This is a genomic window from Cellulomonas sp. P4_H4, assembly GCF_056400865.1.
This window is the reverse complement of sequence record NZ_JBFUKL010000001.1, coordinates 1,180,663-1,204,751: the sequence shown is the minus strand read 5'-3', so window position 1 is coordinate 1,204,751 and position 24,089 is coordinate 1,180,663. Positions and strand designations below refer to the sequence as shown.

Annotated in this window: 19 protein-coding genes; 7 read left to right on the top strand and 12 right to left on the bottom strand. The window is 70.8% G+C overall.

Annotated elements, in window-relative coordinates; all coding sequences use genetic code 11:
* The first annotated feature begins 147 nt into the window (after window positions 1–147).
* The gene (locus AC1DPN_RS05695) at window positions 148–1,383 is read left to right on the top strand and encodes an ROK family protein (protein ID WP_477083719.1); all 1,236 of its coding nucleotides are present in this window, start codon (window positions 148–150) and stop codon (window positions 1,381–1,383) included.
* A 45-nt stretch (window positions 1,384–1,428) separates the two neighbouring features.
* Here AC1DPN_RS05695 and AC1DPN_RS05690 read toward each other — a convergent pair whose 3' ends face one another.
* Window positions 1,429–1,872, bottom strand: coding sequence for a cupin domain-containing protein (locus AC1DPN_RS05690; protein WP_477083718.1), 444 nt, complete (start codon window positions 1,870–1,872; stop codon window positions 1,429–1,431).
* A 70-nt stretch (window positions 1,873–1,942) separates the two neighbouring features.
* Window positions 1,943–4,534: a helix-turn-helix transcriptional regulator gene (locus AC1DPN_RS05685; RefSeq protein ID WP_477083717.1), complete on the bottom strand. Its 2,592-nt coding sequence runs from the start codon at window positions 4,532–4,534 to the stop codon at window positions 1,943–1,945.
* Window positions 4,535–4,657: 123 nt separating this feature from the next.
* Here AC1DPN_RS05685 and AC1DPN_RS05680 point away from each other — a divergent pair, with 123 nt between their 5' ends.
* The 3 genes from AC1DPN_RS05680 to AC1DPN_RS05670 all read left to right on the top strand — a co-directional run bounded on the left by AC1DPN_RS05680 (window position 4,658) and on the right by AC1DPN_RS05670 (window position 7,394).
* Window positions 4,658–5,536 (top strand): SDR family NAD(P)-dependent oxidoreductase, encoded by an 879-nt coding sequence (locus tag AC1DPN_RS05680; RefSeq protein ID WP_477083716.1) that lies wholly within the window; start codon window positions 4,658–4,660, stop codon window positions 5,534–5,536.
* 146 nt (window positions 5,537–5,682) lie between these two features.
* On the top strand, window positions 5,683–6,045 hold the full coding sequence (locus tag AC1DPN_RS05675) for a PadR family transcriptional regulator (protein ID WP_477083715.1): 363 nt from the start codon (window positions 5,683–5,685) through the stop codon (window positions 6,043–6,045).
* On the top strand, window positions 6,045–7,394 hold the full coding sequence (locus AC1DPN_RS05670) for a permease prefix domain 1-containing protein (RefSeq protein ID WP_477083714.1): 1,350 nt from the start codon (window positions 6,045–6,047) through the stop codon (window positions 7,392–7,394). Before AC1DPN_RS05675 ends, AC1DPN_RS05670 begins: the two co-directional genes overlap by 1 nt.
* Before the next feature lie 30 nt (window positions 7,395–7,424).
* On the opposite strand, the gene AC1DPN_RS05665 is transcribed toward AC1DPN_RS05670, so the two are convergent.
* Both AC1DPN_RS05665 and AC1DPN_RS05660 read right to left on the bottom strand, forming a co-directional pair.
* On the bottom strand, window positions 7,425–8,642 hold the full coding sequence (locus tag AC1DPN_RS05665; protein ID WP_477083713.1) for a wax ester/triacylglycerol synthase domain-containing protein: 1,218 nt from the start codon (window positions 8,640–8,642) through the stop codon (window positions 7,425–7,427).
* A gap of 200 nt (window positions 8,643–8,842) precedes the next feature.
* Complete coding sequence (locus AC1DPN_RS05660; protein ID WP_477083712.1) at window positions 8,843–9,790, bottom strand: aldo/keto reductase; 948 nt, start codon at window positions 9,788–9,790, stop codon at window positions 8,843–8,845.
* A gap of 242 nt (window positions 9,791–10,032) precedes the next feature.
* On the opposite strand from AC1DPN_RS05660, the gene AC1DPN_RS05655 reads away from it, so the two are divergent.
* Entirely contained in the window at window positions 10,033–11,499 is a 1,467-nt protein-coding gene (locus AC1DPN_RS05655) for an MATE family efflux transporter (protein WP_477083711.1), read from the top strand.
* Between the two features lie 113 nt (window positions 11,500–11,612).
* Here AC1DPN_RS05655 and tkt read toward each other — a convergent pair whose 3' ends face one another.
* The 7 genes from tkt to AC1DPN_RS05620 are packed head-to-tail and all read right to left on the bottom strand — an operon-like array spanning window position 11,613 to window position 19,058.
* Complete coding sequence (tkt, locus tag AC1DPN_RS05650) at window positions 11,613–13,709, bottom strand: transketolase (protein WP_477083865.1); 2,097 nt, start codon at window positions 13,707–13,709, stop codon at window positions 11,613–11,615.
* 35 nt (window positions 13,710–13,744) lie between these two features.
* Window positions 13,745–14,761 (bottom strand): class I mannose-6-phosphate isomerase, encoded by a 1,017-nt coding sequence (locus AC1DPN_RS05645; RefSeq protein WP_477083710.1) that lies wholly within the window; start codon window positions 14,759–14,761, stop codon window positions 13,745–13,747.
* On the bottom strand, window positions 14,758–15,525 hold the full coding sequence (locus tag AC1DPN_RS05640; RefSeq protein ID WP_477083709.1) for an SDR family NAD(P)-dependent oxidoreductase: 768 nt from the start codon (window positions 15,523–15,525) through the stop codon (window positions 14,758–14,760). The genes AC1DPN_RS05645 and AC1DPN_RS05640 overlap by 4 nt, the downstream gene beginning before the upstream one ends.
* The gene (locus AC1DPN_RS05635) at window positions 15,522–16,178 is read right to left on the bottom strand and encodes a nucleoside/nucleotide kinase family protein (protein ID WP_477083708.1); all 657 of its coding nucleotides are present in this window, start codon (window positions 16,176–16,178) and stop codon (window positions 15,522–15,524) included. The genes AC1DPN_RS05640 and AC1DPN_RS05635 overlap by 4 nt, the downstream gene beginning before the upstream one ends.
* A complete protein-coding gene (locus tag AC1DPN_RS05630; RefSeq protein ID WP_477083707.1) occupies window positions 16,175–17,014 on the bottom strand; it encodes an ATP-binding cassette domain-containing protein in 840 nt (279 codons plus the stop codon). Before AC1DPN_RS05630 ends, AC1DPN_RS05635 begins: the two co-directional genes overlap by 4 nt.
* Window positions 17,011–17,994 carry an ABC transporter permease gene (locus tag AC1DPN_RS05625; protein ID WP_477083706.1) on the bottom strand — a complete coding sequence of 328 codons (984 nt, stop codon included), beginning with the start codon at window positions 17,992–17,994 and terminating at the stop codon, window positions 17,011–17,013. The genes AC1DPN_RS05630 and AC1DPN_RS05625 overlap by 4 nt, the downstream gene beginning before the upstream one ends.
* Window positions 17,995–18,020: 26 nt before the next feature.
* Window positions 18,021–19,058: a substrate-binding domain-containing protein gene (locus tag AC1DPN_RS05620; protein ID WP_477083705.1), complete on the bottom strand. Its 1,038-nt coding sequence runs from the start codon at window positions 19,056–19,058 to the stop codon at window positions 18,021–18,023.
* A 181-nt stretch (window positions 19,059–19,239) separates the two neighbouring features.
* On the opposite strand from AC1DPN_RS05620, the gene AC1DPN_RS05615 reads away from it, so the two are divergent.
* Both AC1DPN_RS05615 and AC1DPN_RS05610 read left to right on the top strand, forming a co-directional pair.
* A complete protein-coding gene (locus tag AC1DPN_RS05615; protein ID WP_477083704.1) occupies window positions 19,240–20,466 on the top strand; it encodes an ROK family protein in 1,227 nt (408 codons plus the stop codon).
* Window positions 20,467–20,723: 257 nt separating this feature from the next.
* Window positions 20,724–23,117, top strand: coding sequence for a beta-galactosidase (locus AC1DPN_RS05610; RefSeq protein WP_477083703.1), 2,394 nt, complete (start codon window positions 20,724–20,726; stop codon window positions 23,115–23,117).
* Window positions 23,118–23,132: 15 nt separating this feature from the next.
* Here AC1DPN_RS05610 and AC1DPN_RS05605 read toward each other — a convergent pair whose 3' ends face one another.
* Window positions 23,133–24,026: a helix-turn-helix domain-containing protein gene (locus AC1DPN_RS05605; RefSeq protein WP_477083702.1), complete on the bottom strand. Its 894-nt coding sequence runs from the start codon at window positions 24,024–24,026 to the stop codon at window positions 23,133–23,135.
* Window positions 24,027–24,089 lie beyond the last annotated feature (63 nt).

The window sequence follows — 24,089 nt, the reverse complement described above, 5'->3', positions numbered from 1 at the left end:
CGACCAGGGATCTGGCGCAGATGAACATCGTTCGACGCCTCACGCGCCGAACCGGCCCAACCGCGGACCGTCGTCGGCCATGATGTCCCGGTGGTAGCCATGCACACGTCGACGCCATCCTTGTCGCGGTCCGTGCTCGACCCTCGCGTGACCTCCCTGTCCGCAGTGCTGGACCTCGTGCGCAACGGCACGGCGTCGACCCGGTCCGAGGTCGAGGGGCTCACCGGGCTCGGGCGAAAGGTCGTGGCGCAACGAGTCTCCGAGCTCATCGATCTCGGACTTCTCTCCGAGGGAGCCCTGGGGCCGTCCACCGGCGGTCGGGCCCCACGCCGGCTGCGGTTCGAGTCGCGGGCCGGACTCGTCCTGGTCGCGGCGTTCGGGGCGACGGGCGTGAGCGCCGGGCTGGCCGACCTCTCCGGGCAGGTGCTGATGCAGACCTACAGGACACACAGCATCGCGGGCGGACCGGAGCCGGCACTCCAGCTCGTACTCGAGCTGTGGCGCGAGCTGCTCGACAGCCTGTCCGACGACGTGCCCGATGCAGACGGACGGGTCTGGGGGGTCGGCATCGGCGTGCCCGGTCCGGTGGAGTTCTCGACCGCGCGTCCCGTGTCGCCGCCGATCATGCCGGGTTGGGACGACTACCCGATACGCCAGCACGTCCAGCGGACCTGGAAGGTGCCGGTCTGGGTGGACAACGACGTCAACGCCATGGCGCTCGGCGAGCTGCGTACCGGTCTCGCCCGCGGCCGCAGCGACATGGTCTTCGTCAAGGTCGGCACGGGGATCGGCGCCGGTGTCGTCTCACGCGGAGGCCTCCACCGTGGGGCGCAAGGCGTGGCCGGCGATGTCGGCCACATCCCTGTGCGCGAGCAGCTCGGGGTGCGGTGTCGATGCGGCCGGACCGACTGCCTCGAGGCCGTCGCCGGCGGCGCCGCCCTCGTCGCCCACGCCCGCGCGGCCGCCGAGGACGGCACGAGCCCCGTCCTGGCCGGCCTGCTCCAGCGCGACGGCACGCTCACGGTCCGCCATCTCACCGAGGCGGCCGAGCACGGCGACCCGACCACCACGGAGCTGCTGCGGACGGCAGGTCGCCGGGTCGGCGAGATGCTCGCATCGCTGATCAGCACCCTCAACCCGGCACTGATCATCCTCGGCGGGCATGTGGCCGAGTCGGGCGACCTCCTGCTCGCCGCTGCACGGCAGGCGATCTACGAGCGGTCGCTCCCCCTGGCGACTCGCGACCTGGTCGTCGCTGGTTCGCGTGACAGCGACGTGGTCGGGATCACGGGCGTGGCGTTCACGGTGATCGACGAGGTGTTTGCGCCGAGCGCACTCGAGCGCTGGGTCGGGGCAGGGCGTCCCGGAGCCGACCTCAACTGACTCCTGGCCGGGTTCCGTTCCTGACTCTCGCCCTGACGTCGCGGCTCAGATCGGGGGTGGGGCGACCGCGACCCCGTGCCGGGCCGTCACTGCCTCGATCGCTTGCATCGACTCCTCGAACGGGGCCTCGGGCCGCACCGAGCGGGCGAAGTCGGCGAAGAACCGGCTCGCCCCGTCACCGGAGGTGATGACAAGGAACCGGGCGGACTCCTCCTGGACCGCGAAGGTGCACGGGACGCCGGCCGGCATCGTCACGAGCCCGCCTCGTTCGACCTCCTGGGACTCGCCGTCGACCCAGGCGGTGAGCGCGCCGTCGAGCACGTAGAGGACGCCTGTCCACGGTGCGACGTGTGACGGCGCCGGAAGGCCGGTCGTGGCGCAGACCTCGAAGACCTCGAACGCGCCGCGCACTGCTGCCTTCGCGACGTGGTCTCCGTCGATCATCGGGTAGTGGGTGCCGTCACCGGGGCGGACGTAGGTACGGGTCATCGCTGCACTCCTCAGATCGGCGGTGGCTGCCAGCCTGCTGTCACCTGCGGCGCGTCGGTCGAGTAGCCCACTACTCGACGACGTCCGACCGGGCCAGGACGACGCCGGCGAGGTGCGCACGGTCGGAGATGCCGAGCTTCTGGCCGACCCGGTACAGGTGCCCCTCGACCGTCCGGACCGAGATCGTGAGGTGTTCGGCGATCGCGCGGTTGGTCAGGCCGCGGGCGGCCAGGACGGCGATCTCTCGCTCCCGGGCGCTCAGCGGGAGGGGCCGCACCGCGGAGGCAAGGGCCGGCGTCCAGGAGCCGGACCGACCGGCGAGCTGCTGGGCAAGTGCCGCTGCGGACAAGGCCGAGCCTGGACGGTCGTCCGCTCGGTGGGCCTCGGCGGCCTGCGCGGCGGCATCGGCAGCGGCGACGAGGTCGCCGAGCTCCTCCCAGTCGTGAGCGGCGGCGGTCAGGCCGACGGCGTCGTGGTGGGCCAAGGCGCGCGCGTGAGCGAGCGCGGCCCTTGCCCTCGGGCCCGCGAGCTCGTCGGCGAGATGCTCGAGGCGGACCGCCGCGTCGGGGTGACCCCCGAGCTGTGTCACGGTCTGCCAGGCCAGCACCTCGTACGCCGGGGAGCTCTGCCGACGCGCGAGCATCGCGGCGTCCTGTGCACAGCGGACCGCCGCGGTGACGGCGCCTTGCGCGGCCGCGGCCCATGCGTGAGCGAGCAGGTCGTCCGGGGCGAAGAGCACGTAGGCAGGGTGCTGCTCGCCCTGGAAGGCGTCGAGCAGTGCCTGCGTCGCGTCGGCCTGCCCCGTCATGCCGTACGACAAGGCCAGCAGCGTGCGGCAGCGGAAGCGGAACTCGTGGCCGGAGCCCTCGAGTCCCGCCCACGCCTCGCGCAACGGGGTGACGGCATGCTGCGGCCGTCCGGCCGCCAGGGCGGCATGTCCGGCGAGCACGAGCCCCATCAGCCGCGCCGGACCGGGCAGGTCGGCAGATGAAGCACACAGGTCGGTCGTCGCGTCCTCGGCGGACGCCGGCAGGCCCGCGAGCCGGTAGCCGAGCACCAGCCAGTCCGTCAGGCCGAAGACGGGAATCGCGTGGGGAAGCGCGGTGGTGCCCGCGACGCGGGCGGCGGTGCGGAGCAGGTCGAGACGGCCGCCCACCGCAGCGCCGGCCGCCACGGCGGACGCGGTCACGAGGAGGGTGAGGTCGTCGGCGACATCCGGCTCGAGCAGCGGGAGCGCGCGTGCCAGGGCCGCCGAGGCGTCGCCGACGGACGCGTCCAGAGCCGCGGTCATCGCCTCGAGCATCGGCCGCGCGGCGCCCGCATCGGGACCGGCGAGCGCGTCGGAGAGCACACGACGGGCGGCGTCCGGCGCACCGATCGTCCAGAGGAAGTTGCCGGCGCGGTGGGCCTGCACCAGGGCGCGCTGGGCACCGTCCGGGGCTGAGCGGACCAGGTCCTGCAGGATCGCCTCCGACTCCTCACCGCGGCTCAGCCAGGACAGCGTGGACGCGTGCACCAGGCGCGCCGCCCACCCTGCGTCCGCGGCAGCCGCGCGTGCGAGCCTCTCCGCGAGCGGGAGGTCGTGGAACCCGATCGCAGCGGAGGCGGCCCGGAGGAACAGCTGCGGGTCGGGGTCGAGGTCGGAGTCGACCATGAGCACCGCCCTCCGGATCTCGTCGGGGTCGTCCTCGAGCCGCGCGGCGAGCAGGCCGCGGAGACGACGGGCTCGGACGCCGCCCATCACCGAACGTCGGACCTCCCCGTACAACGGGTGCGCGAGCCGGGCCACGGCGCCGCGGGCCGTCAGCTCGGACTGGACCAGGTCGCGCGCCTCCGCCTCCTCGACCGCGTCACCCGAGGTGAGCCCGAGCAGCGCGTCGACCGCGAGGGGCTCCCCGAGGGCGACGAGGTCCACGACGTCCTGCACATCGGGGCCGAGACTGCCCATCTCTCGCTCGAGGAGCGCGGCGAGCTGCTGGGAGATGGTCGCGTCGCCGGTCCAGCACCAGATCCCGGACGCCGGGCTCAGCCGTCCGGACCTCACCTCCTCCTCGAGCAGGTGCCGGAGGAACAGCGGACTGCCCTCGGTCAGGGTCCACAGCCGGTGGGCGGAGGCGGACTCGACGGGCCCCGCCAGCACCCTGGCCACGAGCGTCGTCGTCGTGGCCCGGTCGAGCGGCCTCAGGTCGAGGCGCGGCAGGAGATCGTCCTTCCACAGCGCCGTGACCGTGTCAGGGGCAGGTTCGCCTTCCCGCACCGTGACCACGACAGGTGCGAGCCTGAGGGCCACCAACCGATGCAGCACGAGCGCGGAGAGCTCGTCGAGCAGGTGCGCGTCGTCCACGGCGAGCACGTACGGACGCCGCTCCTTCAGAAGTGCGACCAGCTCGCCGACGCCGACGCCGACGTGGGCATCGGGTGCCGGAAGGTCGACGTAGCCGGCGAACGCGCCCAGAGGGAACGGCCGAGCAGCCCGGCTGCCGTGCGCCTGGAGGACAGCCGTGCCGTGGCCGGCGGCGCGCTCCAGCGCCTCGCGAGCGAGGCGGGTCTTGCCCACCCCCGCGGGGCCCGCCACGAGGATCCCGGCCGCACCCGGTCGGATCGCCGCGGTGATCACGCGCAGCTCGGCATCCCGGCCGGTGAGCGGCCACAGCCGGCGCACATCCCGATGCTAGTGACGGCGATCCGAGCCCAGCAACGTCGAGTACCGCGCTACTCGGTCCGCTCAGCGTGCCGCGCGGGAAGGTCAGGACATCGGCATCAACACCGCACAGAGAGGCGACCGATGAGCAGCTCGCGAACAGTCCTCGTCACCGGCGCAGGACGTGGGATCGGCCGGTCCATCGCCGTCCACCTGTCCCGGAACGGCTGGCGGGTGTACGGCGGGGTCCGCACCGACGCCGCAGCCAGCTCGCTCGCCGCGGAAGCGGGCGGGATCACGCCGGTCCAGCTCGACGTGACACTCCAGGACGACGTCGAGGCGCTTGACGCGATGCTGCCTGCCCGGGTCGACGCCCTGGTGAACAACGTGGGTATCGCCGTCGCGGGTCCCATCGAGACCTTGACACCAGAGGACATGCGTCGCCAGTTCGAGACGAACCTCGTCGGGCCGCTGGCCGTGACGCGGGCCGTCCTTCCCCGGCTGCGAGACGCGCGCGGTCGGATCGTGTTCATCTCCTCGATCAACGGTCGCGTGTCCTTCCCCTTCACCGGCGCGTACAACGCGTCGAAGTACGCGATCGAGGCGGTCGCCGACTGCCTGAGGGTCGAGCTGCGCCCGTTCGGCGTCCAGGTCGCGCTCATCGAGCCGGGCGTGATCGACACGGACCCCTGGCACGAGATGGACGAGCTGATCGACGCGCTCGAGCGTCGGCTGGACCCGGAGCTCCGGGAGCTCTACGCCGCGCACTTCGCCGGCGAGCGAGAGCTCGTCGCCAAGATCCGCCGGGGTGCCGCACCCCCGGCTGTCGTGGCTCGTGCCGTCGAGCGGGAGCTCGGTCGCCACCGGATGCGGGCTCGGACCAGCGTCGGCCGCGACGCCCGGATGATCCTCGCGATGCGCGCGGCGCTCCCGGCGCGCGCGATGGATGGCGTGTGGACCCGAGGCCTACGTCTCGGCGACGCCGCGCCGACGCACGCCAGCTCGCCCGCCGCTCGGCAGTGACCAGGGAGAACCCGGTCCGTCGGCGCCGGTCACGCCAACGTCCGGTCGAGCCCCGGCAAGGGTTCAGGCACCGGTGAGTCGGATCTGTCCCCATACCTAGAGCTGCTAGGGTTTAATACCTAGCACATCAAGGTAGAGGGGACGTCGTGCGCATCGACAAGGACCTGGTCGCCGCCTCGGCGACGCCGCTCGTGCTCGGGATCCTCGCGGACGGTGACCTCTACGGGTACGCGATCCTCAAGCGCGTCGGCGAGCTCTCCGGGGGACGCATGCAGTGGACCGACGGCATGCTCTACCCGCTCCTGCACCGGCTCGAACGGCTCGGTCACGTCTCGTCGTCCTGGGGCACCTCCGAGTCGGGTCGACGCCGCAAGCACTATGCGATCACCCCGACCGGCCGGGCGGCGTTCGCCGAACGGCAGGCGCAGTGGCACGTCGTCGCGGACGCGCTCCGGCAAGTCTGGGAGTCGGCGCCGCGGCCCACCACCGTCGTGGAGGGATGGGCGTGATGGCGCACGACGAGGAGCTCGAGGCCCAGATCGACCTGTGGCGCGGTTACGTGCACCGCCGTCAGGTCATCTCGTCGGCCGACGTCGACGAGCTCGAGGACCACCTGCGGGGCCAGGTGACGGACTTGCGCGCGACCGGGCTCGACGACGACGAGGCGTTCCTTGTCGCGATCAAGCGCCTCGGCAACCTGGACGCCATCTCCCGCGAGTACGCCCGTGAGCACTCGGACCGGCTGTGGAAGCAGCTCGCGCTCGTGCCCGACGACTCCCCCGGCGGGCCGGCACCGCGGTGGCGCGAGCTCGCGGTCGTGCTCGCTCTCGCGGTCGGCGCGGGTGTCGCGGTGCGGACCGGGATCGCTCTGCTCGACGACGAGGGCGCGTTCGCGCGCAACGTCGGCCTGCTCGTCGTGCCGTTCCTGGCCGCGTACCTCGGGTGGAAGCGCCAGGCCGGCCCGCGGACCGTGGCGGCGATCGCCGTGCCGTTCGTCGTGCTCGCCGTCGCGCTCAACGTGTACCCGTTCACCCCCGGGGGTTCGACAGAGGTGCTGGCGGTGCTGCACGCACCCGTCGTCCTCTGGCTGCTGGTCGGGCTCGCCTACGTCGCCGGCTCCTGGCGCTCCGACGGGCGACGCATGGACTTCGTGCGGTTCACGGGCGAGCTCGCGATCTACTTCACGCTGCTCGCTCTGGGTGGTGGCGTCCTCCTCGGCCTCACCGCCGGCGTCCTGCAGATCGTCGGCATCGACCCCGAGCCGGTGATAGCCGGCTGGGTCCTGCCGTTCGCCGTCCCGGGCGCCCTGATCGTCGCCGCCTGGCTCGTCGAGGCCAAGCAGGACGTCGTCGAGAACATCGCGCCCGTGCTCACCCGGATCTTCACGCCGCTGACCATCGCCATGCTCGTAGCCGTGCTCGTTGCGCTGACCACGTCCGGGGGGCTCGTCGAGGTCGACCGCGACCTGCTCATCCTGATGGACGCGATCCTCGTGCTGGTCCTGGCGCTGCTCCTCTACTCGATCTCGGCCCGGGACCCGCTCGCGCCGCCGGCCCTCGCCGACTGGCTCCAGCTCGTCCTGGTGGGGACAGCCCTCGCCGTCGACGCCGTGATGCTGACCGCGATGCTCACGCGGATCGCCCAGTTCGGCACGAGTCCCAACAAGATCGCCGCGCTCGGTCTCAACCTGCTGCTGCTCGTGCACCTCGGGGTCTCGGCGTGGCGCAGCGCCCGGCTCCTGCGCGGTCGCGGCACCTTCGCGGAGCTCGAGCGCTGGCAGACGCGCTACCTGCCGGTCTACGCCGCCTGGGCCGCGGTCGTCGTGATCGTGTTCCCGCCGCTGTTCGACTACGCCTGACACGCTGCCTCGCGTGGCCCTGGGGGGTGCTCATTCGCCCCTCGCCTCTCGTGGAGCTCCGACTGAGGCGATCCCCCGCAGCCCCGCAGCGAGGTCGTCGGCCAGCGAGCGGGCCCGGTCGGCGGACTCGGGTGAGCAGATGACCGTCGCGTCGAGGCGGCCCCCGAGCGACGTCGCGGCCACGATCGCGGTCACGTTCCCGACGACCGGTACGAGCGGGACGGCCGCGACGACGCGCGTCCCCAGCACCCGCAGCGACGCGCGCGGCCCCGGGGCGTACGTCAGGACCGTCGAGATCAGTCGCTGGCGGCGCAGAGTCGTCGGCAGCAGCCCGAGTCGACGCGTGAGGACGGCCCCCGCCGCAGCGGCGCCCCAGGTCCACGGTCGGATGCGCCGCTTGACGTGCCGCGTCCGGGCGGCGAACGCGGCGAGCTGCTCCGCGGGCGCGCCGTCGTCCTCCGGCGCCGCGACTCGCAGAGACCCGACCTCGTTGCCGAACCTCGACCCTGGCACCGTCACCGTCACGGAGATCACGACGCGTTCGCCGCGACCGCCGAGCGCCGCGTCCGCGCGACGGAAGGCACGCCCCCACGCCCACAGGAGCGCGTCGTTGACCGTCGCGCCGTAGGCGTGCGCGCCCGCCCGCAGGTCGTCGACGTCGATGCTCACCGGCACGACGGTCAGGCCCGCGGAGATCGTCCGGACGAGCGGGCTGCGACCTGCGCGGCCCACACGACCTCCACCGCTGTGCCGGATCGCGGGGTTGGTGCGGCGTCCCGGTGTGCGCCACTGCCCCGCCGCGGTCGGGTCGATCAGGCTGTCGAGGAGCAGGCCGAGGACGCTCGGGCCGTTGGCGAGGACGTGCCCGTTGCTCCAGACCAGAGCCGACCGGTTGTCGTCGGCGAGGTCGACGACCGTGAGCCGCCAGGGTGGGTGGCCCGCCGGCATCGGCCGCTGCAGGTCCTCGACGGCGACCGCGAGCGGGTCAGCGCCCGGGGCGACTCGCACGCCGACGTGATGGGAGAGGTCCACCGGGCACCCCTCCCACACCGGCGCGGCCAGTCGGCGTCGGCGCACCTGCGCGCCGAGACGCGGCTCCTTCGCGACGGCCCGCATCACGCGCTCACGCACCAGCGTGACGTCGGGCGCGGGCCCGGCGAGGACGAGCAGAACAGTGACGTTCCGGGGACTGGGGCCGACATCGGTCGCCAGCTCCGCACGGTCGAACACGCTCAGACGCACCGGCACACCACCAGCCTGCGCAGCCGTGTGAGCCGGGGACAGGTCCGAACGTCCCGTCGTCGGGGGCAGGTTCCGCGAACCAGGCGTCACGGACGACGACGACGAGACTGATTGCGCCTGCGCAGGAGGGGCTCGGGACCCGTCGCCTCCCCCACGCGCGCGCTCACGAGCTCCCACCGCCTGGCCGCCCGCGTTCTCGGTCCCGACTACAGCCAGGTCTCTCTCGGCGGCGTCAGGGACTCGAGCTCGTTCCAGAGCTCGTCGGGAATGGCGACGTCGGCCAGCGCGACCGTCTGGGCGATGCGCTCCGGCGTCGACACGCCGACGACGGTCGACGTCACCCGTGGGTCGCGGATCGAGAACTGCAGCGCGGCGGCGGCCAGGGGCACACCATGCCGCTCGCATGCGCTCTCCATCGCTCGGATCTGCTCGAAGACGAGCCCCTCGGCCGGGCGATACCCGTACGTGGTGCGCGTTGCCGTGCCCTTGGACAAGATGCCTCCGCCGTACGGCGCGGCATTGACATAGGCGACGCCTCGTTCCGTCGCGTCGTCCATGAGCGGCTCGGCGCTCCGGTCGACCAAGGTGAAGCGGTTGTGGTTCAGAGCGACCTCGAACACGCCGGTCGAGATCAGCTCTCTCATCAGCGGGACGTCACCAGCAGCGACACCGAGGTGGTCGACGACTCCGGAGTCGCGCAGCTCGACGAGCGCCTCCACGGCTCCGCCCGGCGCCATGGCCTCGGCGAACGTCATGTAGTTCTCGGGATCATGCAGGTACATGACCTGGATCCGGTCCAGGCCGAGGCGGGTCAGGCTCTCCTCGGTGGAACGTCGGACGCGCTCACCGGAGAAGTCTCGGGTGGTGCCGTCCGCGTCCACCTTGGTGGCCAGGACGACGCCGTCGGGAATGCCTCCCTGTCGTTCGAGGACCCGCCCGATCCGCGTCTCGGCGCTGCCGTTCCCGTAGTTGTTCGAGGTGTCGATGAAGTTGATCGGGCCCGCGAGCGCGGCCTCGATGGTCGACTCGGCCCGCTCGTCGTCCACCTCGTACCCGTACAGGGCCGGCATGCTCGCGAGCGGACTCGTCCCGACGCAGATCTCGGTGACCCACAAGCCGGTACGCCCCAGCTCTCGTCTGCCCATCGTCGTCATGTCGAGCTCCTTGCGTTGAGTGACCGAGAACCGTCAGGGGATGCCGCGAGAGACGTGGCACCCTGCCAGTCTCTCGTTCACGCCGCCGTGACGCGCCCCAGACGGCTGATGAGGCATCGCACCTGGCCCGGCGCAGAATCATGTCGCCTGGCTCTCGGTCGTATCGATACGATTGCCCGGCGAGCGGCCCAGCGCACGGGCCTCTGCGGACGCCACCCTCCCTCCCGTCCCAAGGTGCCGCTGTGCCCAAGATCCTCACGACCGGTCGCCCCTGGCGAGTCATCCTCGTGTTCGCCGTCCCCCTGCTCATCGGCAACGTCGTCCAGCAGCTCTATCAAGCGGCCGACGCCGTCGTCGTCGGCCGGGTGCTGGGCGTCGACTCGCTCGCCGCCGTCGGCGCGACGGGCGGCCTGCTGTTCCTCCTGCTCGGGTTCGCGTGGGGAATGACGAACGGGTTCGCAATCCCGACGGCGCACGCGTTCGGGGCCGGTGACCACGCCGCGGTGCGGGACTCGGTCACCGCAGGGACGATGCTGACAGCCGGGACCAGCGTCGTGCTCACCATCGCCGGGCCGCTGCTGGCCGGCCCAGCCTTGCGGCTGCTGCAGACGCCCGAGGAGCTGCTCCCGGAAGCGACCACGTTCGCGGTCATCAGCTTCCTCGGTGCGAGCACGATGATGTTCTTCAACTACCTCTCGGCGATCATCCGGGCGATCGGAGACTCGCGCACGCCACTGGTCTTTCTCACCATCAGCTGCCTCCTCAACGTCGTCCTCGTGGTCGTTACGGTCGCCGGCATCGGGATGGGAGTCGCCGGTGCGGCGCTGTCGACCCTCGTCTCTCAAGGTGTGTCGGTCGCACTCTGTCTGCGCTTCGTGCGGCGACACGTACCGGACCTGCACGTGCGCCGCGGCGACTGGCACCCGAATCGGGACGAGCTTCGGCGACACCTGCGACTCGGTCTGCCGATGGGGTTCCAGGCGTCGATCATCGCGATCGGTGCGCTCGCCGTGCAGGTACGCCTCAACACGTTGGGCGGGGAGGCTGTGGCGGCCTACGCGGCCGCCGTCCGGGTCGACGGGCTCGCCGTCGCGCTGCTGGCATCGATCGGGCTCGCGGTGTCGATGTTCGTCGCACAGAACCTCGGCGGTGGACGGCCCGACCGCATTCGCCGTGGCGTCGCGCAAGCAATCTGGATGGCGTTTGCTGGATCGACCGTCATGGGCATCGTCCTGGTGACTGCCGGCGCCGCGATCATCAGGGTCTTCGTCGGCACGGGGGAACAGCGAGTCGTCGACATGGCCGCGCACTTCCTCCTGGTGAACGGCATCCTCTACGGCGTGCTCGGCGTGCTGTTCGTGCTGCGTGGCGCGCTCCAGGGTCTGGGCCAGACCGTGATCCCGACGCTGACCGGCGTGGTCGAGCTGATCTGTCGCGTCGGCGCCGCCGGTGTTCTCGGCGCGGCCTACGGCTACGACGGAGTCGTCTGGGGCAATCCCCTCGCGTGGATCGGGGCCGTCGTCCTGCTCGTTCCCGCCTACCAGGTTGCGCAGCGGCGCCTCGCGCACCAACCCGTGACCGAGCCGCCGACCGTCGGCGCGCCCGCAGATGCGGTGCCCAGCGTCACCGCCCGGCCACGTCGGACGATCCGGCGACGGCACGGCGGGGTCCGGCTCGGCAGGCGACGACTGCGGTCCCGCTCCGACTGACCGCGGCAACGACCCGTAGCCGCCGACCGCACGAGGTATGGCGGCGACCAGACATCGGCAGGACGCTCCGCAGCGGGCTCGACGCTTGCTTCGCGGCCAGGGAGCAATCTGCGCTATGAACCCAGCGCCCGGAGCACGTCGCGCGCGGCATGCACCGCGTTCTCCGGTGTGAGCCCGAACCTCTCGAAGAGCTCACCCGCGGAGGCCGATGCGCCGAAGGTGTCGACGCTCAGGGCTCGCCCGTCGAGTCCGATGAGGTCGTGCCAGCTCTGGCTGCTCGCCGCCTCGATCGACACCCGGGCGCGGACGTTCCGCGGGAGCACGCCCTCTCGGTAGGACGGGTCCTGCTCGTCGAACCACTCGCGGCACGGCATCGAGACCACCCGGGCGCGCAGTCCGTCCGCTGCCAGGGCCTGGGCCGCGGATACGGCGATCTGAACCTCGGACCCGGTCGCGATGAAGATCAGGTCGAGATCGCGATCGGGTCCACCCTCCCAGCGAACGTACCCGCCGCGGACAGCGTCGACGGTCGAGCCGAAGCCCGCGTCGTCCTGGGGCAGAACCGGCAGGTCCTGGCGGCTGAGGCTGAACGCGGCAGGGCGGGATCGCGTTCGCAGCACGTGCCAGAGGAGTTCGGCGGTCTCGTTCGCGTCGCCGGGGCGCAGGACGTCGAGACCCGGCATCGCCCGCAGCGACGCGAGGTGCTCGACGGGCTGGTGCGTGGGGCCGTCCTCGCCGAGGCCGATCGAGTCGTGGGTCCACACGTACATCGTCGGCAGACCCATCAGGGCCGCGAGGCGCACGGCGGGGCGCATGTAGTCGCTGAAGACCAGGAAGGTCCCGCCGTACGGCAGGGTCAGCCCCGATAGGGCGATGCCGTTCATGGCGGCGCCCATGAAGTGTTCGCGGATGCCCCAGTGGATGGTCTGGCCGGCGGGGTCGGCGCCCGGGAGCGCGCTCGTCGCGGGCAGGAACGAGCCCGGCGCGACAGTGGTGTTGTTGGAGTCTCCAAGGTCGGCCGAGCCGCCCCACAGCTCCGGCAACTCGCGGGCGGCAGCGGTGAGGGCCTTGCCGAAGGCCTTCCGGGTGGCGACCTGCGAGCCGGGCTCGAAGCGTGGCATGGCGTCGGCAAAGGAGTCGGTCAGCTCTCCGCGCTCGAGGCGCCGCAGGAGTGCGTGCTCGTCACTGTTGTTGCCGGCCCAGGAGGCGAACGACTCGTCCCACGCTGCGTGAACATCGGCACCCCGAGTGCGTGCGTTCTCCTGCGTCCACGCGAGGACATCGGGGTCGACCGTAAACGTGGCATCCGGGTCCACGCCGAGCACCGCCTTCGCCATCCTCACAGCCTCGGCGCCCAGAGCGGAGCCGTGGGATGCGGCCGTGTTCTGCGCACCCGGGACCGGCCACGCGATGATGCTGCGCAGCAGGATGATCGAAGGCCGACCTGTCTCGGCGGTCGCCTCCTCGATCGCCCGGGACAGGGCCGGCACGTCGATGTTCCCGTCTTCGGCAAGGTCGACGCTCAGGACGTGCCACCCGTAGGCCGCGTACCGAGCCGCGGTGTCCTCCGTCGATGCCAAGGCCGTGCTGCCTTCGATGGAGATGCGGTTGTCGTCGTAGATGACAACGAGGTTGCCCAGCTGCTGGTGGCCGGCGAACGCACTCGCCTCGGAAGTGATGCCCTCCTGGATGTCGCCGTCGGAGCACAGGACGAAGACGCGGTGGTCGAACGGACTCTCGCCGACGGGGCTGTCCGGGTCGAGCAGTCCGCGTTCACGACGTGCCCCCATCGCCATGCCGACCGCCGTCGCCAGACCTTGACCGAGCGGCCCCGTGGTGGTCTCCACGCCTGCGGTGTGGCCCCACTCGGGGTGTGCGGGAGTGAGGCTGCCGAGCTTCCGATAGGCCTTGAGGTCGTCGAGCGTGAGCGGGTAGCCGGCGACGTAGAGCTGGATGTAGAGGGTCAGGCTGGAGTGTCCGCAAGACAGGACGAAGCGGTCGCGGCCGCGCCACGTCGGGTCCGCGGGGTCGTGCCGCATGTGGTGCTGGAACAGCAGGTGGCCGACAGGGGCGAGGCTGATGGCCGTACCGGGGTGGCCGTGTCCGGCAGCCTCGACGGCGTCCATGGCCAGGACGCGGGCGGTCGTGACCGCTTGCTCGTCCTGGTCGGTCCAGCGAAGCTGCTGGCGGGTGGTTGTGCTGGTCACGATGGGCTCCCCTGTGGGTCGGTTCGGTTCGGTGGTTGCTACGCGGCATGGCAGCGGATGGCCAGGACGTCGCCGGTGAGGGTGGTGGGGCCGGCGTCGTATGGGACGAGCCAGGTCTCCCCGGCGTTCACGTCGAGCGGTGTGAACCTGTCTCCGGTGAGATGGCCGTGCCCCTCGAGGACGATGAGCACGGCGAAGGCCTGGCCGAGCGATGCGCCGGAGGCGATGGGGCGCAGCTGCTCGGCGCCGAAGAATGGTTCAGCGGCCGGCGGCAGCAGCCGGTGCACACCCGGCGCGGCCTCGGCGAGTGTCTGGACGCTGTCACCGCGAAGCTCCGCCAGTCGCCGGTCGTCGTAGCCCGTGCGGTCGGCGGCGCTCAGTGCGGTGGTGGCGTCGAGGCCGAGGAAGACGTCCTCGGGATCGATGGGGTACCCGTCCCACTCGAGCATGATCGAGTAGTCGGTTGCCTCCTGGAGCTCGATCACGAACACCCCTGCGCCGATGGCGTGAGGTACGCCGGCGGGGCACAGGAGCACGTCACCACTGGTCACCAGGACGCGGTTGGTGTGTCCGAGGATCGCGTCGCGGTCCTGGGTCGAGACCCACTCGTGGAGTTCCGCGGTGGTGACATCGCGGCGAAAGCCGAGGTGGACGAACGCGTCCGGCTCCGCGTGCAGGACGATCCACGCCTCGGTCTTGCCGTGGGGACTGCCCAGATGCTCGGTGGCGAAGTCGCGGCTCGGGTGGACGTGCAGCGGCAGTCGCGCTCCGGCGTCGAGCAGCTTGATCAGCAGGCCGTTGTGGTCCCGGCCCGGACCGAGCCAGACGTCCGGCTCGTGCGCGATCCGCTCGAGCAGTCGGGTCCCGTCCGGCAGGGTCGTGAGGCCTCGATCCCCCATCCCGGTGCGTCGCGCCGTCGAGGCGATCCAGTCCTCCGGGTCGGTCGTCGGGACTGCCCGGTCGTTACGCAGCTCACCGATGCGACCGGTGCCCGGATAGAACGACGGGACGGTGTTCGGGCCCAGGAGGACCGGTGCGTCCGCGCCGGTGGTCACCACAGCGTGTAGCCGCCATCGATCACCAGGACTTCGCCGGTGACGAAGGACGCGGCCGGGCTCGCCAGGTACAGGACCGCCGGGGCGATCTCCTCGGGCTGCGCGTACCGCTGCATCGGGACCTCGTCGACCCAGTAGTGCTTGTACTCGGGCTTGTCGATGTCGGCGATGCCGGTCTTGGTGTAGCCGGGCGCGAGCGCGTTGACCCGAACTCCGTGCGGAGCCCACTCGGCGGCCAGTGACCGGGTCAGGTGGTGGACGGCGGCCTTGGAGATCGCGTACGGGGAGTGCCACTGCGGGCGGTTGATGATTATCCCGGACATCGAGCCGATGTTGACGATGGCACCGGTCCCGCGGGCGACCATGGACTCTCCGACGATCTGGCTGGCAGCCCAGACGGCGTCCAGGTTGGTAGCCATGACGCGGCGCCAGTGGTCCTCGTCGATCTCCAGGGCGTTGCCGTGGAATCCGATGCCGGCGTTGTTGACCAGGACGTCGACGGGCCCGAGCTGCTCGGTGACGGTCTGGTTCATGGCGACGAGGGCGTCGCGCTCGGCCACGTCCGTCTGCACGCCGATGGCCGTGGCGCCGAGCTCGCGCAGCTGCGCGACCGTCTCGTCGTTGTGGTCGGTGTTCCTGCCGACGACGGCCACGGCGGCGCCGGCTTCGGCGAACGCGACGGCGATCGCCTTACCGATGCCGTGGTTCCCGCCGGTGACCAGGGCGACCTTGCCGTCGAGTCGGAACAGGTCGAGCACGCTCATGCGAGAGCCTCCGTGGGTGTCGGGATGGATGCCAGGCGGACGATCCGGTCGGCCCGCGATCGGGTCGCGGCGATGACCTCGGCGTTGCGTTGGTCGGAGCCATACGAACGGTCGTGCGCCTCCTGCGGGGAGCGCCCGAACCGGACGTGCCGGGCGATGAGGCGCTCCATGCGCTCGTCCTCGCCGGGATCGACGTACCAGCACGCGTCGAGCAGCCCACGAACCTCGTCCCACATCGGGGCGTCGACGAGCAGGTAGTTGCCCTCAGTTATCACCAGAGGCACCTCTGCCGGTACGGGGACGCTGCCCGCGATCGCTGCCTCGAGGCTTCGGTCGAAGACCGGCGCGTAGACGACCGACTCGCTCTGGTCGCGCAGACGGCGCAGCAGGTTGACGTAGCCGGCGGCATCGAAGGTGTCGGCGGCACCCTTGCGAGGGTGCCGGTCCAGTCGGTGCAGCTCGGGGTCGGCCAGGTGGAACCCGTCGAGAGCGACGAACGCCGCGTCGTCCCCGAGCTCCTGGGCGAGCTTCTCCGCGAGGGTGGACTTGCCCGAACCGGGTGCGCCGGTGATGCCGAGGATGTGCCGCTGCCCTGGCACGACCATCGCTCGTGCGTCGGCGACGAGGTCGCCGAGCTGGATCTCCGCGCTCATGCCTGCCCCTGATTGGGAGCTGGCGAGGTGACCTCGGCTCCCGGTTCGGTGACGACCTGTTGGATCGTGTGAGCCGGACGCGCTCCGGTCATCACGGCGACGGCGTCGTCCATAGAGATCGTGCTGGTCTCCACCAGAGCGGCGCGGCGACCGAGCCGGTGGATGTGAACGCGATCGGCGACCTGCCACACGTTCGGCATGTTGTGGCTGATCAGAACGACCGGCAGGCCGTTGTCGCGTACGCGGAGGATCAGGTCGAGCACCTGGTTCGTCTCGCGGACACCCAGGGCCGCGGTCGGCTCGTCCATGATCACGACGCGGGTAGCCCACGCGGCCACGCGGGCGACGGCCACGGCCTGACGCTGACCGCCCGAGAGGGTCTCGACCTTCTGTCGGATCGACTGGATCCGGATGCCGAGGTCGGCCATCTGGCGGGCGGACCCGTTGCGCATGGCCTTCTTGTCGAGCTGACGGAAGAGCGTGCCGCGGAATCCCGGGAGGCGCTGTTCGCGTCCGAGGTAGAGGTTCTGCGAGATGTCCAGCGCAGGAGCGACGCCCAACTCCTGGTAGACGGTCTCGATCCCCGCCTTCCGGGCGTCGCGTGGGCTGTGGAACGTGACCTCCTCCTCGTCGAGGAAGATGGAACCGGCGTCGGGGATGACAGCTCCGGTGAGTGCCTTGATCAGGGTCGATTTGCCGGCCCCGTTGTCACCGATGACCGCGAGGATCTCCCCGGGCCGCAGGTCGAACGTGGCGTCATCCATCGCGACGACGTGTCCGTAGTGCTTGCTGAGCCCCCGTGCCTTCAGGACGGTGGCCTCGTTGTTGTCGTTCATCGTGACTGCCTCCTGCGCACGATCTGGTCCACGAGGACCGCGACGATCACGAGGGCGCCGGTCGCGATCTGCTGGTACAGCGAGTCGATGCCCGCCTGGGTGAGCCCGTTCTGCAGCACGACGACGATGAGCGTGCCGATGAGGGTGCCGTACACCCCGCCACGGCCGCCGAACAGGCTGGTACCGCCGATGACGACTGCGGTGATGCTGTCGAGGTTGGCGGTGGCGTATCCGCTGGGGTCGGCGGTCGGGGTCCGCCCGAGCGCCTGCCACGAGGCGAAGCCGTAGATCACGGCTGCCACGATGTAGATGCCGAACAGGACGCGCTTGACCTTGATGCCGGACAGTGCCGCCGCCGGCGGGTTGTCGCCGACCGCGTAGACGCGCACGCCCCAGGCCGTCTGCGACAGGGTGTAGCCGACCAGGATGGTCAGCCCTATCCACAGCAGCACGCCGTAGGTGAGCGTGAACCCACCGATCTGTGGCCCGTTGCCCAGGGCGGTCAGGAGCCCGTCCGGGATGGGGTAGCTCGCGGAGTCGGTGTACAGCCGGGATGCAGCGGTCACGATGGTGAGGACGCCGAGTGTGACGATGAAAGGCGGTAGCCCCGCCCGGGCGACCAAGACGCCGTTCAGCGCCCCGACGATCGCGCACACCACGATCCCGAGCAGCAACGCCACCAGGACGTTCCCGTCCAGGGCGTACTTCCCGATCACGACCGTGCCGAGCACCATGATCGCGCCGTTGGCCAGGTCGATGCCGGCCGTGAGGATAACGAGCGTCTGGCCGAGAGCGAGCGTCCCGACCACGACGGACTGCTGGGCGATCAGCGAGAGGTTGCTCGGTTCCAGGAAGCGGTCGGTGGTCGCCGAGAAGATGATCACGGCGACGAGCAGCGCTGCCAGCGGGCCAGCGACCTGGTGGGACATCAGCGAGCGCAGGCCGCCGCCGCGGCTGACCTCCTGCTGAAGGTCAGCCACGTCGGATTGACGCAGCGTCGGCGTCGTCACTTCTCGCCCCAGCAGTTCTCCAGACCCCAGGAGGAGTCCTGGGACTCGATGCCGTCAGCGGGCTGGTCGGTGATCAAGACCGAGCCGGAGTCGGTCAGACCCGACGGGGGCTTGGTGCCGTCCTCAAGGAACTTGGCGATCGCATCGACGGCCAGCTCGCCCATCTTGCTGGGGAACTGCATGGCGGTGGCGCCGATGATCTCGTCCTTGACGTCCTGGACGCCCGTGCACGCTCCGTCGACCGACACGAGGGTGACCGTGGTGCCGGCGTTCTCGATCGCCGTGTTGGCGCCGTGGGCGACCGGCTCGTTGATCGTGTAGGCGAGATTGATGTCGGGGTGTGCAGAGAGCAGCTGCTCCATCGCGGCCTGGCCCGTGTCGACCGAGCCCTCGGTGAGCGCGGTGCCGGCGATGAGCGGGGAGTCGTCGTCGATGCCGTAGCCCTTGAGGAACCCGACGTGGCGACCGTTGGCGGGTCCGTCGGACAGGTCGTAGTCGAGCATCGCGATCTGCGGGTCGGCCGGCCCGTTGGCCTTGGCCCACTCCCCGATCAGGACGCCCGCGGCCTCGTTGTCGGTCGCGAACGTGGCGTCCGCCGCATCGATCGGCGTGAGGGTCGCATTGACGGTGACGACGAGGATCCCGGCGTCTCGGGCCTTCTTGACCACGTCGACGAGCGCGGTCGGGTTCGCCGGGTCGAGCACGATGCCCTTCACGCCGGCGTTGATCATGTTCTCGATCGCGGTGACCTGCGTCGCGGAGTCACCGGCGACCTTGGCCTCAGCCTTCATGACCTTCCAGCCGTTCGCGGTGGCCGCGGCCTCCGTGGCCTTCTCGAGCGTGCCGAAGAAGGGGTTGGACAGGTTGAGCTCGACGATGCCGATCGTGACGTCGTCGGACGAGCCGACGCTCGAGTCGGTGCCCGACGAGCCGCTGTCGTCGCCGCTGCTGCACGCGGTGAGCAGCGCGGAGGTGCCGAGCAGAGCTGCGAGGCCGAGCGGGACGGCGCGGTGGGTACCTCGGACGATCTTCATTGGTCCTCCTCTGGGCCGGCGCCGGGCCGGCTGCCGGTTGTCGCCACATCGCGATCAGGAGCCGGTACCGACGATGCTCACGCGTCGTTATGTTGACTGTCAACGTTGATGTGCCGACTTACGTAGTATCGTCGCCATAAACATGATTGACTGCAGCAACCCCAGCGGCAGTGGAGGCAGCGTGCAGAACCCATCGAATGGCGTCGTCAGCCCATGGCGCGTCGAGGACGGACCGGGCCGCGTCCTGCAGCTGATCACCACTGGCCAGGCTCGGACGCGAACGGAGATCGCCGAGGTCACCGGCCTTGCCAGATCGACCGTGAACCAGCGGATCGAGGCGCTCACGGGCGCCGATCTCCTCGTCGAGACCGACGAGATGGTGTCGTCCCGAGGGCGCCCGTCGCGGGCGCTGCGGCTGAACCCCCACGCCGGCCTGATGATCAGCGTGGACTTCGGCGAGGAGCGTACCCGCATCGCGATCACCGACCTGAACACGGCGATCCTGGCCGAGCGGGTGCTCCGGCTGGCACTGGGCGACGGGCCGCAGACGTTGCTCGACGTCGTCACGACGGCGATACGCGACGCGATCAGCGGAGCCGGACTCGACGGCCGGCCCGTAGCCGGGATCGGACTCGGGCTGCCGGCGCCCGTCGACTTCGAGGCGGGCCAGGTAATCGGCTGGTCAATCATGTCCGGCTGGGACGGCTACGACATCCGCGGACACCTGTCCCAGCACTGGAGGGTCCCGATCCTCATCGACAACGACGTCAACCTGCTGACCCTGGCCGAGCAGCGCCGTCACTGGTCGGACCAGCCGCACCTCTTCTACATCAAGGCCGGGACCGGAGTCGGCAGCGGCATGGTCATCGACGGCGCGGTGAACCGCGGCGCTCAGGGCGCCGCGGGCGACATCGGCCACGCGCACATCAACGGCTACGGCGACCCCGAATGCCGCTGCGGGAACCTCGGCTGCCTGGAGTCCTTGGTGGGCGGCTGGGCGCTGGCGCGCGATCTGCGCGAGCGCGGCCGGACGGGGATCCACGACGCCCGCGAGGTCGCAGATCTCGTCAAGCGCGGAGAGAGCGACGCCGTGGCTCAGCTGCGTGCCGCGGGCCGGATCCTCGGCGAGGCGGTCGCCTACGCGACAAGCCTGCTCAACCCAAACGTCATCGTGCTGGGCGGACTGCTCAGTGTGACCGGAGACCACCTCATGGCCGGGGTGCGTGAGGTGATCTACCAGCGAGCACTTCCGCTGGCCACGCGGCACTTGCGCATCGTGCCTACCCGCTACCGGTCGCGAGCCGGCATCGCAGGCGCGGGGTACCTGGTTCGCGACCATGTCCTGGACCCCGCCACCCTCGACCTCACCCTTGCAGGCGGCAACTCGCCATTCATGCGCCTCGACTGACGGCAGCTCGACTCGCCCACGCTTTGGACATCGTCGCGCCAGCCTGTTCGGGGCAAGTCGTGCTTTGTGCACAATCCCGCTGCAGTACACGCATCACGGCGCGGGCCCCGAGCCGTCGCAGGCGTCCCTGACAGGCTCGTCCGGCGTTTCGTCCATGAATCTCCGTGGATCGTGCATCGGCGCACGGTGTCGACCGCCCTATGTTCGTGCCAGGCTCGGCAGCTCATCGGGCCGGTAGCACGTGCTCAAGGAGAGACATGACCAACGACGCTCGTCCGGCCACGCTCGTGGCGCCACGCCACCTGACGGTCACCACGCCGGCGGCGCCGAGGCGTGGCCACCTGCACGTAGGCGAGCGCCCGAGCGGGGCCGACCCGATCGAGGTGACCAGCAAGTGGGTCGAACGAGGTGGCGTGCCGTGGTTCCCGATCACAGGCGAGATCCACTACTCGCGCATCCCGCGCGACAGCTGGCGCACCGTCCTGGGCCATGCCCGCGCCGGCGGACTGAGCTCCGTGGCGACCTACGTGTTCTGGCAGGCGCACGAACCCGAGCCCGGGGTCTTTCGGTGGGACGGCCAGCTCGACCTCCGCGCCTTCATCGAGGAGGCGGCAGCGCAGGGCCTCGACGTCGTCGTGCGGCTCGGCCCCTGGGCCCATGGCGAAGCCCGGTACGGCGGCTTCCCGGACTGGCTCGTCGAGCGGAACCTCCCCACCAGGACCAACGACCCCGAGTACCTCGCGCTCGTCCACTCGTTCTACGCCCAGACCATCGCGCAGCTGATCGGCCTGACGCACGCCGACGGCGGGCCGGTGATCGGCGCCCAGATCGAGAACGAGCTCTACGACCAGCCCGAGCACCTGGCACGACTGCGCGAGCTGGCGGAACAGCTCGGCCTTCACGTCCCGATCTGGACGGCCACAGGCTGGGGCGGGGCGCAGGTTCCGGACTCGCTCCTGCCTGTGTACAGCGCATACTCCGACGGCTTCTGGGACGACGAGCGGACCGAGTGGCCGGAGTTCTCGGCCTTCCACTTCCGCTACAGCGCGGTGCGCGACGACCTGTCGGTCGGAGCGGACCTGCGCGAGGCGCTCGACGGGATCGTCCTCGATCCGGATGCTGTGCCGCTCAAGGACGACGATGCCGTCCCCTTCGCGACGTGCGAGCTCGGCGGCGGCATGCACGTCGCGTACCACCGCAGGCCGATCGTGGCCCCCGCCGATGTGGCCGCCCTCGCGCTTGCCAAGGTCGGTAGTGGCTCGATCTGGCAGGGCTACTACATGTACGCCGGTGGGACGCAGCGCACCGGCCCGCACGGTTCGGAGCAGGAGTCTCACGCGACCGGCTACCCCAACGACGTGCCACGCGTGACCTACGACTTCGCGGCCCCGATCGGCGAGCACGGTCAGATCCGTGCCCACCACCACTACCTGCGAGCCCAGCACCTCTGGCTCCACGAGGACGGCCACCGCATCGCGGCGATGGCCACCACCGTCGGCGGCGGGAGCGCCGACCCGGAGATCCTGCGCTGGGCGGTGCGGTCCGACGGAGACAGCGGGTACCTCTTCGCGTCGACGTACCAGCCGGCGAAGGCGGCCCTGCAGGCCCAGCACGACGTCCAGTTCCGAGTGACCTTCGGCGACGTCGACGTCAGGGTGCCCACTCACCCGGTCACGATCCCCGCCGACGTCTCCCTGGTCTGGCCGCTCCGGTACCCGCTCACCCCGAACGTCTGCCTCCGGAGCGCGACCGCTCGAGTGATCACCCGCGTCACCGTCGACGACCGCGACGTGGTCGTCCTGGGCGCCTACGACGGCATCCCGGTCGAGCTCGTGCTCGACGGGAGCCACGAGGTCGGCGGCGCAGGAGCTGCCGTCCACCGCGACGGCACCACGATCGTCACCCTCGACGAACCAGCCGGTCGGGCGTGCGTCATCGACCTGGAGCACGTGCGCATCGTCGTCCTGGACCACAAGGACATCGACCAGCTCTATCGGCTCGAGGTGGGCGGCGAGCAGAGGCTGGTGCTGTCGTCGTCGCCGGTCTACGCGCTCGACGGCGAGCTCGTCGTGCACACCGAGGATCCCGAGGTCAGCGTCTCGCTGCTCCCCGCACCGCACGCTCTGGGTGCAGACGGTGCTGACGTCGGCGAGCCGTCCTCGGACGGCCCCTGGCGGACATGGCGGGTGCGCACGCCGCATGCGGGCCACCGGACGCTCATCTCCGGCCTCCGTCCCTCAGCCACGTCGGTCCCGGAGCCCGAGCGGGGTGGACCGTTGAACCGGCTCAGTGCGCCGACGGACTTCTCGGGTGCGGCCGTCGTGCACGTCGATGTCCCGTCCGACCTGTTCGACGGCGTGCACCAGGCGCTCCTGCGAGTCCGGTGGAGCGGTGACGTGGGTCGGGCGTTCGTGGGCGATCAGCTCATCAGTGACCACTTCTGGCACGGCCGCGACTGGGACATCGACCTGACCCCGTGGGCGTCCGAGCTGGCCACCGCAGATGTCCGGATCGAGCTCCTCCCCTGGGCGCGCAGCACCGGCGTCTGGGTCGATCCGGCGGTGCGCGACATTCCCGACGGCATCCGCATCGAGACGGTGGACGTCGTGCGCGTCGACCGCGTGCAGCTCAGGGCGTCGAGCCTGGAGTGAGTGAACGGGCGCGGCTCATCCCTTGTCGTGCGAGCGGTACTCGGTCGGGCTCATGCCGTGGATCCGCCGAAACTGCCGAGAGAAGTAGAGCGCGTCGGCAAAGCCCACCTGGGTGGCGACCGATGCGACCGGGCGGTCGGTCGTGTCGAGGAGCTCGCGTGCGGCGCCCATGCGTAGGCGCGTCTGGTACTCCAGCGCCCCGTAGCCCGTGGCGCGCCGGAACAGTGCCGAGTAGTGGGACACGCTAAGCCCGGCCATGCCGGCGAGGTCCGCGAGCGAGATGCGGGTCGAGACGTTCGCACGCAGGTGCTCGATCGTCGCCTCGATCGGGTCAGCCTGCTGCCTGCTGATCGAGCGCCGGTCGGCTGCCAGGAGCGCCATCGCGTGCCACGCGGCGCCGGACGACGCGAGCAGGGTGGCCATCGTCTCGTCGCGCTCCATCCGACGGATGATCGTGTCGATCAGGGAGACGACGCGCGCCGGGTCACCGAGGCCGAAGACCGGCTGGTCCGGCGTGGCGCCGATCGCCGCAAGGAGCGACGGGACCTGCTGGCCGACCAGGTGCATCCACCAGATCGTCCAGGGCTCCTCCGCGTCCGCCTCGTACCTGTGGGGCAGGCCCGCGGGGATCGCGAACGCCTGCCCAGCGCGAATCTGGTGCACGCCTGACGGCAGCGTGCAGGTCCCCCGGCCGGCGGCGCAGACGATGACGACGTGCTGCGCCGCCCCGTTCTTGCGGGCACGCCCGTGGGTCGACGCACGGGGAAAGTAGCCGACATCTGTGACGAGCAGCTGCGACATCGGTGCCGACGAGAGCGCCCTGGCGACGAGGGGGCGAGGGAGCACCCGCATGCGCTGACCAGCGAACCCTTCCCGTCGGCGGACGGGTGACTCGGTCGTCGGGTTCATCGATTCGTCCATATCTCTCGCGGGAACTGCCATTCTGCACCCGTGCGGCCGGAACGTAGCGTC

Coding starts and splice junctions, on each gene's coding strand:
- AC1DPN_RS05690 (WP_477083718.1), bottom strand. CDS start 1,872: ATGACCCGTACCTACGTCCGCCCCGGTGACGGCACCCACTACCCGATG.
- AC1DPN_RS05680 (WP_477083716.1), top strand. CDS start 4,658: ATGAGCAGCTCGCGAACAGTCCTCGTCACCGGCGCAGGACGTGGGATC.
- AC1DPN_RS05670 (WP_477083714.1), top strand. CDS start 6,045: ATGGCGCACGACGAGGAGCTCGAGGCCCAGATCGACCTGTGGCGCGGT.
- AC1DPN_RS05660 (WP_477083712.1), bottom strand. CDS start 9,790: ATGACGACGATGGGCAGACGAGAGCTGGGGCGTACCGGCTTGTGGGTC.
- AC1DPN_RS05640 (WP_477083709.1), bottom strand. CDS start 15,525: ATGAGCGTGCTCGACCTGTTCCGACTCGACGGCAAGGTCGCCCTGGTC.
- AC1DPN_RS05635 (WP_477083708.1), bottom strand. CDS start 16,178: ATGAGCGCGGAGATCCAGCTCGGCGACCTCGTCGCCGACGCACGAGCG.
- AC1DPN_RS05630 (WP_477083707.1), bottom strand. CDS start 17,014: ATGAACGACAACAACGAGGCCACCGTCCTGAAGGCACGGGGGCTCAGC.
- AC1DPN_RS05620 (WP_477083705.1), bottom strand. CDS start 19,058: ATGAAGATCGTCCGAGGTACCCACCGCGCCGTCCCGCTCGGCCTCGCA.
- AC1DPN_RS05610 (WP_477083703.1), top strand. CDS start 20,724: ATGACCAACGACGCTCGTCCGGCCACGCTCGTGGCGCCACGCCACCTG.
- AC1DPN_RS05605 (WP_477083702.1), bottom strand. CDS start 24,026: ATGAACCCGACGACCGAGTCACCCGTCCGCCGACGGGAAGGGTTCGCT.